The following is a 16,464-nucleotide window of genomic DNA, read 5'->3' on the forward strand; positions in this document are numbered from 1 at the left end:
GAATTTCCGCCGGGGTGATATCCGCGATTGGTCGGGTACCAAGATCGGGACCGGCAAGATCGACAAGCATCCATCGGTTCTTCTTAACGGTGGACTCGGCAGCCCCCTCGTCCTCGATGCGCTGTAGATACTCCTCGGCAATGCGCCCGAAGGTGTTGTTGACTGAGATGACGGCGGTCAGTTTCGCAGCCTTCTTGTTGGCCCCAGGGTCAACTCCTGAGGCCAACAGCTTCCTGGCCTCGTCGCGCAGCAGACGCGCCCTGGCAAGGGATACCGACGGATAGGCGCCGTGGGACAGCTTCTTCTGCTTCCCGCCGAACCGGTACGCCTGGTTCCAGAGTCGCGAGCCGCTTGGCTTCACCAGGAGATAAAGCCCGCCACCGTCGGAGAGCTTGTAGTCAGCTTGCCTGCTTTTGGCGGTGCGACACGCCGTGTCTGTCAAGGCCATTTTGATCTCCCCCTGTTGGCCTCGGGCCAGCAGATACCAGAGCGAGGCCAACATCAAGGCCAACAAATCGTGGAGGATGGGGCGATATTGGACGGCACGGATTGAGACAGCCGGAAGCTCCAAAATCCGATATTATGCATTAATATCAATGCGATATGGGATCGCGTGAAATGTCCTGGGATGTGGGGAGATTAGGGTAATGGTGCCCAGGGGCGGAATCGAACCACCGACACTGCGATTTTCAGTCGCATGCTCTACCAACTGAGCTACCTGGGCATACCGTTCTGTAAACGGCCCGGCTGTATAAGCTGGCTCAGCCGTCGTGTCTAGATCGTCCCTCGGAGCCCTGTTCCACACCCTCGTCCGGGGTCTCCTCGGTCGGTACCCGGTAGCCTTCCTTGAGCCACCGGCCCAGATCGATATCGGCACACCGCTTGGAACAGAAGGGACGATATCGCGTCTCGGCCGGCTTTCCGCAAACCGGGCATTTGGCCTGGATCCGCACGGCCCGCAGGGGCGGCGGGGAACGATCGGGCGACGTCATCACTCTTCCTCGGTCTGTTCGCCTGTTGTCCGTTCACCTGTCGTGTGTTCGCCGGTGGTCTGTTCGCCGGGCGTCTGCTCGCCCGTCTCCTGATGCAGCGCCTCGAGCTGGGCGCGAAGCGTCGCGCCGCGACGGGCGCGCGTCAACTCGAACAGGCCCAACCGGGTGAAGCCGTAGAGCTGTGTCGGGACGGCATCGTCCGCCAGGGCCTCGGCGAGCACGGCCTGCACTTTGTCGCGATCGTAGGCGCTGCGCATGGTGACAAAATCGACGACCACGGCCCCCGCAAGGTTGCGCAGCCGGAGCTGCTGGGCAATCGCTGGAGCCGCCTCCAGATTGATGTCGACCGGCCGCCGCGGCGCCCGCCCCTGGCGACCGCCGGCCCGGCTGCTGTCGACGTCGATCGCGGTCAGCGTCTCGCCCGGTTCGAACAGGACCTCGACTCCGCTTTCGAGCGCAATACGCGCCGCCAGCGCCGTGTCGATCTGGCCCGCCACGTCGTCGATGTCGAACACCGGCATGGGACCGTTGTGCCAGCGAACTCGTATCGTCTCCTGGCGCTTGTCCATCTCGTCCTGCAGCTTGCGCGCCAGGCCGCGATCGTCGATGACGATTTCCTCCAGCGTCACGCCGTGATCGCGCAGCACCTTGGTGATCGGGTCGCGCTCCCTCGGCAGGCGGGCCGTGAGATCGGCCGGAGGCTGCAGGTCCAGCGCATGACGGCGGATCACCTCCCAGCGTTCCAGCACATCGTGCGCATCGGCCCGCAGAACAGCGCTCGACGCGCCCGCCGCCGCCGTTCGCAACACCAGCCCGCCTTCCAGCAGGTCGCGGACATGGCCCGCCAGCCGTTCCCGCTCGGCCTCGCCTTCGATGCGACGGGAGAAGGCAACGCCCGATCCGAGCGGATGATAGACGAGATAGCGGCCGGATACGGCGATGTTCATCGACAGCCGGGGACCCTTGCCGGCTGACAGCTTGTCGCCGATCCCGTCGCCTTCGTTGCGGACCTGAACCAGAACAGGGGCTCCCGCCGGCGGCCATCCGTCGATCCCGGCACGATCCTCAGCCCTCAGGAAGCCCGAGCGGCCGATGCCGATATCGACGAACGCGGCGCCGAGCTCGGGCATCACCCGTTCCAGCCGACCGAGAAAGATGCCATCGGTCAGGGAAGGCTTGTCGCGGCGCGCGATGCGCAGTTCCACCAGCCGCCCCTCCGCCACCAGCGCCAGAATGAAGGCGTGCGGCAGCACCTGGCAGATCAAGCGATCGATGCGGGTCATGGCTGGTCCAGGGAGCGCAGAAGAGCGGAGGTCTCGAACAGGGCGAGGCCGACGACATTACTATAGGAGCCGGAGAGGAAGGACACGAACGTCGCAGCGCGGCCCTGGATCGCATAGCCGCCAGCCTTGCCCTGCCATTCGCCGCTCAGGACATAAGCGTCGATTTCGCGTTGCTCGAGTTTCTTGAAGCGTACCGCCGTCTCCACCAGCCGAGTGCGAACCCTGCCTCGAGCCGAAACGGCGATGCCTCCCAGTACTTTGTGTCGGCGCCCGGACAACAAGGCGAGACAGGACCGGGCATCGCTTTCCGACTCTGCCTTGGGAAGGATGCGGCGCCCGACCGCGACGACGCTGTCCGCAGCCAGCACCAGTGATCCTGGATGACGGGCGGCAACGATTTCGAGCTTCGCGCGGGCCATGCGCAACGCATAGGCGCGCGGCGGCTCCGCCGGAAGCGGCGTCTCATCTGTATCGGCAGGATCGATTTTCTCGGGCTCCAGTCCGATCTGCCGCAGGAGCTCCAGCCGACGCGGCGAAGCAGAAGCCAGGACCAGCGGCAGCGCCAGAGGAACCTACTTGAAGCGGAAGGTGATGCGGCCCTTGGTCAGGTCATAGGGCGTCATCTCGACGGTGACGCGGTCGCCTGCCAGCACGCGGATGCGATTCTTGCGCATTTTGCCCGAGGTATGGGCGAGAATCGTGTGGTCGTTGTCGAGCTTCACGCGGAACATAGCGTTGGGCAGCAACTCCTCCACCACGCCATTGAACTCGATTAGGTCTTCCTTGGCCATCCGGCCTCCGGTTAGGGTGGTACGAATTAGAGCGGGCCGGAAAATGGGCTCCGGCAGGGACTTAGTCAATCTCTACCCTTCCACCGCGGCCCGTCAGCGGCTATGCGTTTCCGAGAGAGGAAAATCCGATGTTGGCCCACAAAGCTCTGGCCCGCTTGGCCGCCGTCACCGCCGTCCCGCTGTTGCTCGGCGGAATCGCCTTTGCCCAGTCCCCCTCGGCCTCCGGACAGGGTACGGCGGCCCCGGCCGCCACGCAGCCTGCACAAAAGCACGTCCGATCGCTGGTCGTTCTGAACGCCCGTAAAGCGGACCTGGCGAACGGCAAGCTGTCGCTCGACGGCGTATCGGCCTCGGCCATCGTTTTCGCCGATCGCCCCATTCGCCGCGCCGGCTACATGCACACGAGCGATCTGGTGAAGCTGTGGGATGGCAAGGCGACCTTTGCGAAGGATCCCCCCAATGCCACCGTCTCGGCCTTCGCCAAGGACGGGGCCAGCCTTGCAGACGCCGTGATCACGCTCGAGGCCCCCAAGCTGGAGGGCGATCGCCTGACCTTCAACGTCAAGGTGCTCGAGGGGGATCTGAAGGGGGTGGACGGCCCGGCCTCGATCTTCATCGATACGATCTGGTTCGGCATCGGTGGCGGCGACGGCATTCAGTATCTCGGCGACAGCCAGACCACCGGCGGGACGACGCCCGCCTTCGGCAGCCGGAACGACACTAGCAATCCCTCGGGCTGGCCCAATCCCTCGCCGAACGGATCGGACGACACGACTCCGCCACCGCCGCCGAACAAACCACCCCTGAGCGCGCCCCCCGGCTATCGGTAAACGGGCGCCGACGCTCTCGACCCTCCTGTCCCGTTAGGGCAGGCTCCAACGGACAGGAAGCGGGGCAGAGACCACCGCACGGAGGCATGTGACGATCAGAGAGTTGCTGTTCGGCTTCGAAGGCCGGATCGGGCGTGGCCTGTTCTGGACGGGTCAGGCCGTCGTCGCAGCGCTTGTCTGGCTTTACGTCACCTACGCCGACCGACTTCTGGTGGCCTGGCTTCCCGGCAGCATCTTCATGGGGTCGGCGGTTGCCCTGATCCTCGCGTTGCCGATCATCTGGTTGCAAGCGGCGATCACGATCAAGCGTTGCCATGACCGCGGCAAGACCGGCTTCTGGTCGTTGCTGTTGCTTGTGCCGGTCGTCGGCCCGATCTGGTTGCTGGTCGATTGCGGATTGCTGCCGGGCCGGAGTGTCGTCAGCGACGCGCGCCGGTCGGTCTGAGGGACCAGGAGAAAAACACCAGACCGCCGGCTAACGCCGCGGCACCTGAGTGAGCACCGCAGAACTCTGATCGCAAAACAGCAGCGTCCATCGGCCAGTTGCTGTACGGAAACGCACGACTGTTTCGGTGCCAGCAACTTCGCTCGGATGCGGAGTGTTGACAGCATACGCGCGGCACTGCCGACGCGTGAGCCGAGCGGTCAACGACTTGCGGATGAGGGACCAGATCCGCGGATTGTGCCGCTCCCCTGCAAACACCGATACAGGAGAGCAGACATGAGCATGCGCGATGAACGCGGCCGTTTCACCGACGAAGACGACGACCGCGATTACCGTCGACGGGGCGGCTACCGGTCCAGCAGCCGGTACGACGAGGATGAGGATCGTCGCGGCCGTCGTCGCGGTGGCTGGTTCGGCGATTCGGAAGGCCACTCCGAAGCTTCGCGACGGGGTTGGGACAATCCACGCCACGGCGAGAGCGGCTGGTACGGCGGCTCCGAGGGTCACTCCGAGGCTTCGCGGCGCGGCTGGGACAATCCGCGCCACGGCCCGAGCGGCTGGTACGGCGATTCCGAGGGTCATTCGGAAGCCTCGCGGCGCGGCTGGGACAGTCCCCGCCACGGCCCGAGCGGCTGGTACGGTGATTCCGAAGGTCACTCCGAGGCCTCGCGCCGCGGTTGGGAGCATGGCCATCGCGGCTTCAGCCGGTACGACGACGAAGACGATGACCGCGCCTACCGGGCCCGCCGTCGCTACGAAGACGACGACTACGATCGTCGTGGACGCCATCGCGGCGGTTGGTTCGGCGATTCGCGCGGTCATTCCGAGGCCTCGCGTCGTGGCTGGGACCGTCGCTAATCCGTCGTCTGGATAGAAGATCGGGAGCGTAGAAGCGTGAGGCGACCCGCACTGGCAACCCGCAGTGGCATGCCGGTGCGGGTCGTTCACGTCTGCGATCAGAGCGATGGGCCTCTGGGCGTGCCGAAGCGGGTCTTCAGGTGATCTAGAAGGACGTCGCGCACGCGCCGGTAGGCGTCGAGCCTGGTCTCGCGTGAGCCTTCGACGGCGCTGGGATCGGGGACGGGCCAGTACTCCACATCGGTCGCCGAACTGCGGGTGAACTCCAGGGCGCTATGATGAGCCTCAGGCGACAGGCTGACGATCACCTCGAACGAACTCGGTTCGACATCGTCGAACGTCTTGGCATGGTGGTGACGATAATCGATGCCCACCTCGTCGAGCACTGCGGCGGCAAAGGAGTCGAGCTCCGTCGCATGGACGCCCACCGAGTCGATATAGGCCGCGTTGCCGTAGAGGCGGCGGGCCAGGGCTTCGGCCATGGGGGAGCGGATCGAGTTGTGGGTGCACGCGAACAGCAGGCTGCCGGGGAGTCCGCTTCGGACCATATCAGTCCTTGATGTGCAGCGCGCAGATGAGCGTGAACAACCGCCGTGCCGTATCGAGATCGAGTTCGATCTTGCCGGCGAGGCGCTCGCGGAGCAGCTCCGAGCCCTCGTTGTGCAGGCCGCGCCGGCCCATGTCGAGCGCCTCGATCTGCGCCGTGCCCAGCTTCTTGATGGCCGCGTAGTAGCTGCCGCAGATCAGGAAGTAGTCCTTCACGATCTTTCGGAACGGCGTGAGCGACAGGATGATATCGCGCAGCTTGCGGTCGTCGGCCCCGTGCACACTGAAGACGAGGCGCTGCTCGAAGATACCGATACTCAACTTGTACGGGCCGGGCTCGCCGCCAACGAGGGCGAAGTTATTTTCCTCGAGGAGATCGAACAACGCAACCGCGCGCTCGTGTTCCACCTCGGGTGAGCGTCGCGCCACGGATTGTTCGTCGAGGGTAACGTCGACGATGCGTCGTGCGTCTTTACCGGGCTCCGACATCACATCAGCTTCGTCGGTTGAGCCTGATGGCGATGGACCGTCCGTGCGCGCCAAGGCCTTCCGCCTCGGCCAGCGCCAGCGCCGCCGGACCGAGTTCCGCAAGCGCATCCGGCGTGCAAGACACGATCGAGGTACGCTTCAGAAAGTCGGCGACCCCAAGCCCGCCCGAAAAGCGCGCCGCGCGCGATGTCGGGAGAACGTGGTTCGTGCCGGCAACATAGTCGCCGATCGCCTCCGGCGTATGCCGTCCGAGGAAGATCGCGCCGGCGTGGCGGATCTCCCGGCAAAGCGCATCCGCGGCGGCCGGCTCCATCGCAAGCTCGACATGCTCAGCGGCAATTCGATCCACGATCGGTGCCGAGGCGCCGAGATCCGGCACGAGGATGATCGCGCCGTTGTCTCGCCAGCTCGCACCGGCGATCCCGGCGCGCGGCAGGACCTTCAGCTCCGACTCGACCGCCCGGCCGACCGCACGGGCAAACTCCTTGTCGTCTGCAATCAGCACGGATTGCGATGAAGCGTCGTGCTCCGCCTGGGACAGCAGATCGGCAGCGATCCAGGCCGGATCGTTGTGCCTGTCCGCAACCACCAGGATCTCCGACGGGCCGGCAATCAGGTCGATGCCGACCTGGCCGAACACCCGGCGCTTGGCAGCGGCGACGAAGGCGTTGCCGGGGCCCGTGATCTTGTCGACCGGCCCGATCGTTTCCGTGCCATAGGCCAGTGCGGCAACCGCTTGCGCGCCGCCGATGCGCCAGATCTCGTCGGCGCCAGCGATCTCGGCCGCCAGCATCACCAGCGGGTTCAGGACACCGTCCGGCGTCGGCACGACCATCGCAATACGCTTCACCCCGGCCACCTTGGCCGGAACGACGTTCATCAGCACCGAGGACGGATAGGCCGCCGTTCCGCCCGGGACATAGACGCCGACGGAATCGAGCGGGCGATAGCGCGCCCCCAGGCGCGTGCCCGTGGTGTCGGTGAATTCGACGTCCTTGGGCAGCAACGAGCGGTGGAAGGCCTCGATGCGACGAGCGGCCAGCTCCAGCGCCCGACGCTGCTCGGCCGGAACCCGGGCAGCCAGGGCGCGACGTTCGGCATCGGGGACCCGCAATCCCTTGGCGTCGGTGTCGAGCCTGTCGAACTTCTTCGTGTATTCGACCAGCGCCGCGTCGCCGCGCTTACGCACGTCGGCGACGATGTCGGCAACGATGCGATCGACATTCTCGTCGGTGTCCCGATTGCGTCCGAGGAAAGCCGAAAACTCCTTTTCGAATCCCGGCGCCGAGGCGTCGAGTTCAAGCGGCACGGCTGACCTCGCGGAAGCGATCGACCCAATGACCGACCCGCTCCGGCTGCGTCTTGAGCGCGGCGCGATTGACGATGAAGCGCGAGCTGATGTCGGCAATGTGCTCGATCTCGACGAGCCCGTTCTCGCGCAGCGTACGGCCGCTATCGACCAGGTCGACGATGCGGTGGCTGAGGCCGAGCGAAGGCGCAAGTTCCATCGCACCGGAAAGCTTCACGCACTCGGCCTGGACACCGCGCGCGGCGAAGTGGCGGCGCGTTACCTCCGGATACTTGGTGGCGATGCGGACATGGCTCCAGCGCCGCGGATCGTCGCTGCCCGCCATCTCCACCGGTTCGGCTACCGCGAGCCGGCACTTGCCGATGCCGAGGTTGATGGGTGCGTAAATCTCGGGATAGTCGAACTCCATCAGGACGTCATAGCCGGCGATGCCGAGATGGGCGGCGCCAAAGGCCACGAACGTCGCCACGTCGAAGGAACGGACGCGGATGATGTCGAGGTCGGGATGGTTGGTGCTGAAACGGAGCTGGCGCGATTCCGGATCGGCGAACGCCTTTTCCGGCTCGATGTTGGCGGCCACCAGAAGCGGCGCGGCCTCGTTGAGGATGCGCCCCTTCGGCACCGCCAGGATCAACTTTTCATTTGCTTCGCTCGACACGACCGATGCTCCAGTCACAAACGCCCGCCCCCGCACCCGGGGCCAGAGGGCTATCCGAGCGGATGGGCGGGCTTCCACGGGGTGGGCCAAGGCTCCCCGACATCCCCCAAATGGCATGCGAGACGTCCGATTTCCAGCCGTATGCCGCGATCGGCGGCAAAGCGCAGCGTCACGGAACCGTCCTTTTCCTGTCCCACCGCGAGCAGCTCGAGGATGCGGTCCGGCTCCTGGAGCGGGATCCTGTGGTGATGGACCGCCTTTACGTCGTTGAAAACAAGGGCGGAATGGGTTCGCCAATAGGCCGAATCGATGCCCGGGTCCGCTTCCCAGCAGAAGCGGTTCAACAGGAGAACAAAACGCTTCTCCCCGGCGAAGAAGGCGCAGTCGCGCACCGCGACCAGGGAATCCTGCACCGCTGCCGAAATCACGCCAAGATCGTCGGCATCCAGCGCCGAAAGCTTGAGCTTTTCCATTCGCCCGATGGATACAGGGAGAAAGTCGTCCGGATCAAGCGTCGCCCGGCATCCCTTGGCCCGCCCACCAGCGTCGGAAGCGGCCGCTCAGCTCTTCGCCTTCACGGGAATACGCAGATAGACCGTGCCGTTCGGGTCAGGCGGAGGCAGGCCGCCGGCCCGGATATTGACCTGGATAGAGGGCAGCAACAGGACCGGCGCCGCGAGCCCCACATCCCGCGCGCGGCGAAGAGTGACGAAGGCTTCTTCCGTGACGCCGTCGTGGACATGCACGTTCTTCGCCCGCTCGTCTGCGACTGTCGTTTCCCAGGCGTAGGTGTCCCGTCCCGGCGCCTTGTAGTCGTGGCACATGAAGAGCCGTGTTTCCGGCGGCAGCGCCAGCAGGCGATGAATCGATCGGTAGAGCGAGGCCGCATCGCCGCCCGGAAAGTCGGCGCGGGCGGTTCCATAATCGGGCATGAAGATCGTATCGCCCACGAACACGGCATCGCCGATGCGGTAGGCAACATCGGCTGGCGTATGGCCCGGCAGATGCATGACCTCGATCTCGAGGCCGCCGAGGGTCAGTCGCTCACCATCCTTGAGCAGGCGGTCGAACTCGCTTCCCATTCCGCTCACGTCTTTGGCATCGAATACTGGCTTGAAGATCTTCTGCACATCGACGATGTGCTCCCCGATCGCCACCTTTGCACCGGTCCTGCTCTTGATATGCGGCGCTGCCGTCAGATGGTCGGCATGGGCGTGCGTCTCCAGGACCCAATCGACCTGCACCCCCCGTTCGGCGGCCTTGGCCAGGACACGATCGGCGGACAGGGTCGAAATCGTGCCGGAACGGTGGTCGCAGTCGAGGACAGGGTCGATGATGACCGCCCGTCGCCGGGCGCGATCGCTCACCAGATAGGTGATGGTGAAAGTGGCATCGTCAAAGAAGGCATCGATCGCTGGGTCGGCGCCCATGACATTCTCCGCAGTTGCGCTTGACGATTATATTAGCAGTCATTAATTAAGCAATATCTAATATACATACTGTCAACGGCGCCCCAGTCGGCCCGAAAGGATGATCGTGAACCTGCAATCCATCGACCCCATCACCGCCAAGCACCTGATCGACGAGGGCGCCCTGCTGGTGGACATTCGCGAAGCAAACGAGCATGCGAGCGAGCGCGTGCCCGGCGCTCTGAACCTACCTCTCTCACGATTGAGCCAGGTTCCTTCAGGCGATGCCAAGGCCGTCATCTTCCATTGCCGCTCCGGCGCCCGGACTTCCATGAACGCCGCGCGTCTCGGTAAGGCTGCGGGCTGTCAGGCCTATCTGCTGGCCGGCGGCATCGATGCCTGGAAGCGGGCCGGCCTTCCCGTCTCCGCCGGTTGATTGCCGCCGGGAGAATTTAGATGCTGCCTGCCCTTCCCGTCGCCTTGGCGCTTGGCTCCGGCGGATTGATCGGACTGGTCCTGGGGGTGATCGGCGGCGGCGGGTCGATCCTGGCCGTGCCACTGCTGGTCTATGTCGTCGGCATGGCGTCGCCGCACGTCGCGATCGGCACGGCGGCCTTCGCCGTCGCCGTCAACGCCGCAACCGGGCTCGCCTTGCACGCCCGACGCTCGAAGATCCGCTGGCCCTGCGCCATGGCCTTCAGCGTGGCGGGCGTTGCCGGTGCCTTCGGCGGTGCGGCCCTCGGCAAGGCGATGGACGGGCAAAAACTCCTGGCCCTCTTCGGCCTGCTCATGATCGTGGTGGGCGCGTTGATGCTGCGACCTAAATCGACGGAGGAACGCTCCTCACCCTGGCTGTCGCGCCAGAGCGCGTCGCGCCTGCTGCCTCGGCTGTCTCTGGTGGGCGGTGGAGTCGGATTGCTGTCCGGCTTCTTTGGCATCGGCGGCGGCTTCCTGATCGTGCCGGGCCTGATGATGGCGGCCGACATGGAGCTCCGGGAAGCGGCCAGCGCGTCGCTGATCGCGGTCCTCGCCTTCGGCCTCGCCTCCGCCACGAGCTACGCCTGGTCCGGTCTTGTCGATTGGTCCGTGGCGTTGCTGCTGATCGCCGGTGGCGCCGCCGGCGCGATGGCCGGCATCCGGCTCAACGCGTTGCTGGCCCAGCGCCGGGGCATGTTGGCCAAGGTCTTCGCCTGGTTCGTTATCGCAGCAGGCCTTTACGTCGGCGGCCGGGGCCTGGCGCCGCTCCTAGGTTGATCGGCGACGGCGTTCGCACCAGGACGCGCAACCTGTCGATGGTCCGGCTGAAAGCGGCTGGATCGTCGAGAGCGCGGGCGAGCACGATCGCGCCCTGGATGCCGGCCACCACTTCCTCGGCCAGCGCCTTCGCCTCGGCGCGGCTCCGCCCGTACCGGATGAGCGCATCGGCCAGAGCCTCTATCCAGCGCGCGAAATAGCCTCTGATGGCATCGCCGAATCGTTCCCGGGCATCGCCCAGAGCCAGGACGCCGACCAGACACACGCGCCGTCCCGATTTGAAGTACGACACGACGGCATCGAACATCGCCTCGATGGCTTGCATCGATGCGCTGCCGTCTCGCAAAGGGGCATAGACGTTAGCCTCGAACCACGCATCGACTTCGGCCAGCACGGCAGCGGCCATTTCCTCTTTCCCGCCGGGAAAGAAGTGATACAGGCTTCCCTTGCCCAGCCCGGTCGCCTTGCCGATCAGAGACAGGCTGGCGCCTTCGTAACCGTATTCGCGGAACACCTCGGCAATGGCCGGCAGAGTGTCGGCGCGCTCGGCGACGGTCCTCGACATGCCTCTTACAGTCCGAGGGCGCTGAGGCCCGGATGGTCGTCCGGACGGCGACCGAGCGGCCAACGATACTTGCGATCGGCCTCCCGGATCGGCAGGTCGTTGATGCAGGCGAAGCGCAAACGCATCAATCCAGCCGCGTCGAATTCCCAGTTCTCGTTTCCGTAGGAGCGGAACCATTGAGCCGAGTCGTCGTGCCATTCGTAGGCAAAGCGCACGGCAATCCGGTTTCCAGCGTGAGCCCAGACCTCCTTGATCAGCCTGTAGTCGAGTTCGCGCACCCACTTGCGCTGCAGGAAGGCGACGATCTCCTTGCGGCCGGTGATGAACTCGGCGCGATTGCGCCAGCGACTGTCCTCCGTATAGGCCAATGCCACCCGGTCGGGATCGCGGCTGTTCCAGGCATCCTCGGCCATCCGCGCCTTCTGCGCGGCAGTCTCGGCGGTGAAGGGCGGCAGGGGCGGACGACCCGACATGAGAACTCCTCTGTACCTTTCAGAACACTATGTACTGATCGGTACAGACTAATGCACGCCGTGGCAAGCCTGCCTTATCGAGCGAGGCTGGTCTGGAGGAACGCCTGCGTCATGGCTTTTGCGTAAGGTAAGGTGATGAGGGTATGCGGCGCACCCGGGATCAGGACGATCACCGCCCGCTTCGACCCGGCCAGCGCCGCCGCGCAATTGCCCTTCGCCGCCGGATTGCCCAGCCAGGCGTTGGCGGGCGAGAAGAACGGATCGACCGAACTGATCATGTTCAGCACCGGCTGGTCGGCAACCAGTTGCGTGCCATGCGCCTCGACGAAGTAGTTGTCCTCACAGCTCCAGGAGAAGATCATCCGCGCCGCGAACTCGGCACCACCATAACGGGCCACGGCCGTGGCGCCCTCGCTCGTTCCGGCCAGGACAAGACGTTTCTCGTCGGCCCATTGAGCGGCCCGGACCGCCTTCAGCGCCAGCGTAATCTCCGAGGCTCGCAGCGCATGGATGCGCTCGTATACGTCCTTGCCGATCGGCGAGCTGTAGGTGAGCCGGTCGGGCAGCGCGAAGGAATCGGGCGCGACGCTGGCGATGCCCTCGGCCGCCAGCCATTTCTGCCACTCCGCGATGGCGGCGAGGCCCAGCCCGGAGGAGCCGTGCAGGAAGACGACCACCGGAACCTTGCCCGCGCTGGCCGCCGGCTGTGGCATGTCCTTCCATTTCCCGAAGTATGCGGCGCCGCCGGTCGCTTGCGCCGGCAGCGCGACTGAGGCCTGGGCGATGACATTGGCCGCGGACTCGGGCGTGTGCGACGTCGCGGTGCCCTTGATCTCTCCTCGGGGCGGTGTGGCCTGCGACCAGGCCGGCGTCGCGAGCGCCATCGTCACGGCGATTGCCGCCACCAGTCCTCTCATCCGGCTCTCCCTCGCGACCGGCAGCCGATGACGCCGCCTCTATCCTTTCAACCGCTCGATCTCCGCCCCGCAGGCGGCAAGCTTCTCTTCGAGCCGCTCATAGCCGCGATCGAGATGGTAGACGCGATGCAGCGTGGTCTCGCCTTCCGCCGCCAGGCCCGCGATCGCCAGCGAGACAGAAGCCCGTAGATCGGTGGCCATCACTTCGGCACCGCGCAGCTTCGGCACGCCGCGCACCAGGGCCGACTCGTGATGGATCGTGACGTTCGCGCCCATGCGCGCCAGCTCCGGCACGTGCATGAAGCGGCTTTCGAAAATCGTCTCCGTGATCATCGAGGCGCCTTCGGCCCGCGTCATCAACGCCATCATCTGGGCCTGCAGATCGGTCGGGAACCCGGGATACGGCTCGGTCATCACATCGACGCCCTGCAGCGCCCCATTGGTGCGATGGACGCGAAAGCCCTTCTCGGTCGGTTCGAGGGCGACACCCGCCGAGCGCAGCGTCTGGACCGCCGCTTCGAGAAGATCGAGGCGACCTCCCACCAGCTCGACATCGCCCGCCGTCATGGCGACCGCCATGGCATAGGTGCCGATCTCGATGCGATCCGGGATGACGGCGTGGGTCGCTTCCTTCAGCGTCTCCACTCCTTCGATGGTGAGCGTCTCGGTGCCGACGCCCTCGATCGAGACACCCATCGCCTGGAGACAATGGGCGAGATCGGTGATCTCCGGCTCTCTCGCGGCATTGGCGAGAACTGTCGTCCCCTTGGCCAGCGCCGCCGCCATCATCAGGTTCTCAGTCGCGCCGACGGACACTTTCGGAAAGGTATAGCGACCGCCCTTCAGGCCTTTCGGTGCCTTGGCGACGAGATAGCCGCCATCGATGTCGATCTCGGCTCCCAACGCCTTCAGACCCGCGACATGGAGATCGACCGGACGGGCGCCGATGGCGCAGCCGCCGGGCAGCGACACCCGCGCCTCGCGCTCCCGTGCCAGCAACGGGCCCAGGACCAGAACCGACGCCCGCATCTTGCGCACGATGTCGTAGGGCGCCGTCGTCGAGGCGATCTTGCCCGCCTTGAGCGTGAGCGTGGTGCCGCGGCTGTGGCCATTCTCTCCCGGCGCCGCGTCGATCTCGACACCATGCTGCTGCAGCAGCTGGATCATCGTCGTGATGTCGGCCAGTCGCGGGACGTTGTGCAGCGTCAGCTTCCGGTCGGTGAGCAACGCCGTCACCATCAGCGGCAGCGAGGCGTTCTTGGAGCCCGAGATGGGGATGGAGCCCTTGAGCTGTCGTCCACCCCTGATGCGGATACGATCCATGCGCGTCCCCTGCCTCAGATCTTGGGCAGCGTGACGCCGCGCTGGCCCTGGTACTTGCCGGCCTTGTCACGATAGGAAACCTCGCAGGGCTCGTTGCCCTGCAGGAACAGGAACTGGCAGGCGCCCTCGTTGGCGTAGATCTTGGCCGGCAACGGCGTGGTGTTCGAGAACTCCAGCGTGACGTGTCCTTCCCACTCGGGCTCGAGCGGCGTCACGTTGACGATGATGCCGCAGCGAGCATAGGTCGACTTGCCGACGCAGATCACCAGCACGTCGCGCGGGATGCGGAAATATTCCACCGTGCGCGCCAGGGCGAAGGAATTCGGCGGGATGATGCACACATCCGTGGAACGATCGACGAAGCTGTTCTCGGCGAAGTTCTTGGGGTCCACGACAGCCGAGTCGACGTTGGTGAAGATCTTGAACTCGGTCCCCACACGGGCGTCGTAGCCGTAGGAAGAGAGCCCATAGGAGATGATGCCGTCGCGCTTCTGCGCATCGACGAAGGGCTCGATCATGCCCTTCTCCTCAGCCATGCGGCGGATCCAGCGGTCGGAAAGGATGGCCATTCTTGTTGGTTCCCGAGGGGGTGCTTCTGCCCCGAGATGGCGCCATCCCGAGCACAGCCAAAGACCTTTCCAGCGGCCTGAAAGATCCCTCGCTGTGCTCGGGATGACACCGCGCTCGAGACGGCATCGTTGTAGACGAGCCCGTCGGCCGGCTCAATCTTTGCCGGATTTCTGTCCCACGTTTCCCTGCTTGGCGCGCGCCTGAGCCTTGCGGCGCTTGAGATTCTCACGCAAGGCGGCGGCCAGCCGTTCGGCCCGCTCGTCCTTCGACTCGGGCCGGGATTCGAGCCGGGATTCGGGCCGGGATCCGGGCGGTTTGGGGCAACTGGTCATCGGCGCACAGGATACACCAGCCCTCATCCGCCCGCCCAGCAGCTACTCGTACAGGCCCTGGTCGGCGCGTCCGTGACAGGCCGGACAGTTGGATCTGGTCACCACCTTCGGGTCCTTCCACACCGCGTCGGGAAAGCGATGCTTCCGCAGGAAGGCGGGATTCTCGGTAATGCGAAGGGGCATACCTTGCGGCGCGACCCAACGCATGAACTTGCGCGCCTCGCCCTGCCCGCCCTTGTCGCCGGCATTGGCCGTCAGATAGGCGCGGATGATCTCGGTCTTGTCGGCGGGCAGGCTGGCTTCCTCTCCGAAATGATCCGACAGCCCCGCCATGAGGCGGTCCCAGGAGCGGGCGGGCAGGAACGCCGGTTGGAAGGCCATGTGGCAGGCGCCGCATTCCTTGCGCACCACGGGATCAGTCACCGGCCTGACGCGCTCGTCGTCGGCCAGGGCCGGCGACGCCAGCAGCAGCAGCGCGGCGCACAGAAGACCGGGACGCATCTACTGGCCCGCCATGAAGGAGATGTAGTCGCCTTTTTCGGCCGGCGTGCAGTCGCGGCCGAGAACGCTCTTGCAGTCCCGACCGAATTGCTTCTCGACCTCGGCCTTATCGGTGAACCGCCGCGGATTGACCGAGACGGCGACGGGATCGATCGGCCGACCGGTCTTGGCGTTCTGCCCGGGCTGGCGCGGATCGGCGGTGTGGCACGCGGTGCAGGAAGGCGTGCGCGGATCGCCCCCGTTCCACTTGGTGCGAAAGAGCGTCTCGCCGCGTTGCGCCGACAGGCCGGTGAAGGCGGGATCGAGCCGGCGCGCCTGGGCGGCATAATCCGACAGGATGGCATCGCGCCCGGGATCGCCGGCCAGCGCGAGAACAGGCAGCAGCGCGATGGCGCCCGCGAGTAGGATCGAACGCCTCATCGTGTGGTTTCCTTTGGCGCCGCCGAAAGGCGCGTGCCGATCCGCGCCAGCCATTGCCGGCCGGCATACATGTAGGTGACGAAGGCGATGTGTGCCGCGATCAGCCACAGCGATGCCTCGGCGATCACTTCGTGCGGGTCTTCGAGCCATGTCGCGCCATCGGCAAGCGCCCCCGACAGGGAGACCAGCCCAACCACGGCCAGCAACGACGCGGCGAACCATGCGAACAGCGGATGACGCCCCTTCCGCGTCGCCAGCCAGTTCCGCGCCGCGCGCCAGCTCGGTCGGGGCAGGCGAAGCGGGCTCGCCGCGGGAGCGACCAGGCCGAACAGCAGGCGCAACGCGATGGCGGTCAGCACGGTGTACCCCGCGAACTGGTGCATCGCGTAGGTGTCCTCGTCTGCCGTCACATAGGCGATCAGGAAGGCTCCGGCCAGCAGGGCGTGCCAGGCCTTTACCAAGGCGAGATGCCCCTTCGTTGACTTTACAGCGGCCACAG

At 65.6% G+C, this 16,464-nt stretch carries 24 protein-coding genes and 1 tRNA gene; 5 read left to right on the forward strand and 20 right to left on the reverse strand.

Translation table 11 applies throughout. The features are described 5' to 3' along the window. The 6 genes from B5D62_RS09270 to infA form a co-directional block, all read right to left on the reverse strand. A partial coding sequence (locus B5D62_RS09270; protein WP_139373814.1) for a tyrosine-type recombinase/integrase occupies positions 1 to 448 on the reverse strand: 448 nt, incomplete at its 3' end. A 200-nt stretch (positions 449 to 648) separates the two neighbouring features. Beyond that, a tRNA-Phe gene (locus B5D62_RS09275) sits at positions 649 to 724 on the reverse strand. Positions 725 to 761: 37 nt separating this feature from the next. After that, on the reverse strand, positions 762 to 992 hold the full coding sequence (locus B5D62_RS09280) for a DNA gyrase inhibitor YacG (protein WP_085933604.1): 231 nt from the start codon (positions 990 to 992) through the stop codon (positions 762 to 764). Continuing rightward, positions 992 to 2,275, reverse strand: coding sequence for a ribonuclease E/G (locus B5D62_RS09285; protein ID WP_085933605.1), 1,284 nt, complete (start codon positions 2,273 to 2,275; stop codon positions 992 to 994). The genes B5D62_RS09280 and B5D62_RS09285 overlap by 1 nt, the downstream gene beginning before the upstream one ends. Next, a complete protein-coding gene (locus B5D62_RS09290) occupies positions 2,272 to 2,841 on the reverse strand; it encodes a Maf family protein (protein WP_085933606.1) in 570 nt (189 codons plus the stop codon). Before B5D62_RS09290 ends, B5D62_RS09285 begins: the two co-directional genes overlap by 4 nt. A gap of 6 nt (positions 2,842 to 2,847) precedes the next feature. Then, the gene (infA, locus tag B5D62_RS09295) at positions 2,848 to 3,066 is read right to left on the reverse strand and encodes a translation initiation factor IF-1 (RefSeq protein WP_085933607.1); all 219 of its coding nucleotides are present in this window, start codon (positions 3,064 to 3,066) and stop codon (positions 2,848 to 2,850) included. Positions 3,067 to 3,194: 128 nt separating this feature from the next. Here infA and B5D62_RS09300 point away from each other — a divergent pair, with 128 nt between their 5' ends. From B5D62_RS09300 to B5D62_RS09310, 3 genes are all read left to right on the forward strand, one after another. Next, on the forward strand, positions 3,195 to 3,896 hold the full coding sequence (locus B5D62_RS09300) for a hypothetical protein (protein ID WP_085933608.1): 702 nt from the start codon (positions 3,195 to 3,197) through the stop codon (positions 3,894 to 3,896). Between the two features lie 88 nt (positions 3,897 to 3,984). Beyond that, positions 3,985 to 4,341 (forward strand): DUF805 domain-containing protein, encoded by a 357-nt coding sequence (locus B5D62_RS09305; RefSeq protein WP_085933609.1) that lies wholly within the window; start codon positions 3,985 to 3,987, stop codon positions 4,339 to 4,341. A gap of 276 nt (positions 4,342 to 4,617) precedes the next feature. Then, positions 4,618 to 5,199, forward strand: a complete 582-nt coding sequence (locus tag B5D62_RS09310; RefSeq protein ID WP_085933610.1) for a hypothetical protein — start codon at positions 4,618 to 4,620, stop codon at positions 5,197 to 5,199. Positions 5,200 to 5,297: 98 nt separating this feature from the next. On the opposite strand, the gene B5D62_RS09315 is transcribed toward B5D62_RS09310, so the two are convergent. The 6 genes from B5D62_RS09315 to B5D62_RS09340 all read right to left on the reverse strand — a co-directional run bounded on the left by B5D62_RS09315 (position 5,298) and on the right by B5D62_RS09340 (position 9,631). Continuing rightward, positions 5,298 to 5,747: an arsenate reductase ArsC gene (locus B5D62_RS09315; protein ID WP_085933611.1), complete on the reverse strand. Its 450-nt coding sequence runs from the start codon at positions 5,745 to 5,747 to the stop codon at positions 5,298 to 5,300. Position 5,748: 1 nt separating this feature from the next. Beyond that, the gene (locus B5D62_RS09320; protein WP_085934697.1) at positions 5,749 to 6,234 is read right to left on the reverse strand and encodes a UPF0262 family protein; all 486 of its coding nucleotides are present in this window, start codon (positions 6,232 to 6,234) and stop codon (positions 5,749 to 5,751) included. A 4-nt stretch (positions 6,235 to 6,238) separates the two neighbouring features. Continuing rightward, on the reverse strand, positions 6,239 to 7,543 hold the full coding sequence (gene hisD, locus B5D62_RS09325) for a histidinol dehydrogenase (RefSeq protein WP_085933612.1): 1,305 nt from the start codon (positions 7,541 to 7,543) through the stop codon (positions 6,239 to 6,241). Next, positions 7,533 to 8,201, reverse strand: coding sequence for an ATP phosphoribosyltransferase (gene hisG / locus B5D62_RS09330; protein ID WP_231714780.1), 669 nt, complete (start codon positions 8,199 to 8,201; stop codon positions 7,533 to 7,535). Before hisG ends, hisD begins: the two co-directional genes overlap by 11 nt. 50 nt (positions 8,202 to 8,251) lie before the next feature. Further along, a complete protein-coding gene (locus B5D62_RS09335; protein ID WP_085933614.1) occupies positions 8,252 to 8,674 on the reverse strand; it encodes a DUF2948 family protein in 423 nt (140 codons plus the stop codon). An 87-nt stretch (positions 8,675 to 8,761) separates the two neighbouring features. Then, positions 8,762 to 9,631 carry an MBL fold metallo-hydrolase gene (locus B5D62_RS09340; RefSeq protein WP_085933615.1) on the reverse strand — a complete coding sequence of 290 codons (870 nt, stop codon included), beginning with the start codon at positions 9,629 to 9,631 and terminating at the stop codon, positions 8,762 to 8,764. A 106-nt stretch (positions 9,632 to 9,737) separates the two neighbouring features. Between B5D62_RS09340 and B5D62_RS09345 the strand changes: the two genes are divergently transcribed. Both B5D62_RS09345 and B5D62_RS09350 read left to right on the forward strand, forming a co-directional pair. Continuing rightward, on the forward strand, positions 9,738 to 10,046 hold the full coding sequence (locus tag B5D62_RS09345) for a rhodanese-like domain-containing protein (protein ID WP_218191016.1): 309 nt from the start codon (positions 9,738 to 9,740) through the stop codon (positions 10,044 to 10,046). A gap of 20 nt (positions 10,047 to 10,066) precedes the next feature. Further along, the gene (locus B5D62_RS09350; RefSeq protein WP_085933617.1) at positions 10,067 to 10,864 is read left to right on the forward strand and encodes a sulfite exporter TauE/SafE family protein; all 798 of its coding nucleotides are present in this window, start codon (positions 10,067 to 10,069) and stop codon (positions 10,862 to 10,864) included. Here B5D62_RS09350 and B5D62_RS09355 read toward each other — a convergent pair. The 8 genes from B5D62_RS09355 to B5D62_RS09395 form a co-directional block, all read right to left on the reverse strand. Continuing rightward, positions 10,809 to 11,429 (reverse strand): TetR/AcrR family transcriptional regulator, encoded by a 621-nt coding sequence (locus tag B5D62_RS09355; protein WP_085933618.1) that lies wholly within the window; start codon positions 11,427 to 11,429, stop codon positions 10,809 to 10,811. The two genes, B5D62_RS09350 and B5D62_RS09355, sit on opposite strands and share 56 nt — an antisense overlap. Positions 11,430 to 11,434: 5 nt before the next feature. Continuing rightward, entirely contained in the window at positions 11,435 to 11,902 is a 468-nt protein-coding gene (locus B5D62_RS09360) for a nuclear transport factor 2 family protein (protein ID WP_085933619.1), read from the reverse strand. Between the two features lie 74 nt (positions 11,903 to 11,976). Next, positions 11,977 to 12,819, reverse strand: a complete 843-nt coding sequence (locus B5D62_RS09365) for a dienelactone hydrolase family protein (RefSeq protein ID WP_085933620.1) — start codon at positions 12,817 to 12,819, stop codon at positions 11,977 to 11,979. Between the two features lie 39 nt (positions 12,820 to 12,858). Further along, positions 12,859 to 14,142, reverse strand: coding sequence for a UDP-N-acetylglucosamine 1-carboxyvinyltransferase (gene murA / locus B5D62_RS09370; RefSeq protein WP_085933621.1), 1,284 nt, complete (start codon positions 14,140 to 14,142; stop codon positions 12,859 to 12,861). 14 nt (positions 14,143 to 14,156) lie between these two features. Beyond that, positions 14,157 to 14,711, reverse strand: a complete 555-nt coding sequence (gene dcd / locus B5D62_RS09375; RefSeq protein ID WP_085933622.1) for a dCTP deaminase — start codon at positions 14,709 to 14,711, stop codon at positions 14,157 to 14,159. Between the two features lie 375 nt (positions 14,712 to 15,086). Beyond that, positions 15,087 to 15,545, reverse strand: coding sequence for a diheme cytochrome c (locus tag B5D62_RS09385; RefSeq protein WP_085933624.1), 459 nt, complete (start codon positions 15,543 to 15,545; stop codon positions 15,087 to 15,089). Beyond that, positions 15,546 to 15,965, reverse strand: coding sequence for a DUF1924 domain-containing protein (locus tag B5D62_RS09390; protein ID WP_085933625.1), 420 nt, complete (start codon positions 15,963 to 15,965; stop codon positions 15,546 to 15,548). After that, positions 15,962 to 16,462 carry a cytochrome b/b6 domain-containing protein gene (locus B5D62_RS09395; RefSeq protein ID WP_139373815.1) on the reverse strand — a complete coding sequence of 167 codons (501 nt, stop codon included), beginning with the start codon at positions 16,460 to 16,462 and terminating at the stop codon, positions 15,962 to 15,964. The genes B5D62_RS09390 and B5D62_RS09395 overlap by 4 nt, the downstream gene beginning before the upstream one ends. Positions 16,463 to 16,464: the final 2 nt, after the last annotated feature.

Origin of the sequence: Enhydrobacter aerosaccus (assembly GCF_900167455.1) — a bacterium.
GTDB lineage: Bacteria > Pseudomonadota > Alphaproteobacteria > Reyranellales > Reyranellaceae > Reyranella > Reyranella aerosaccus.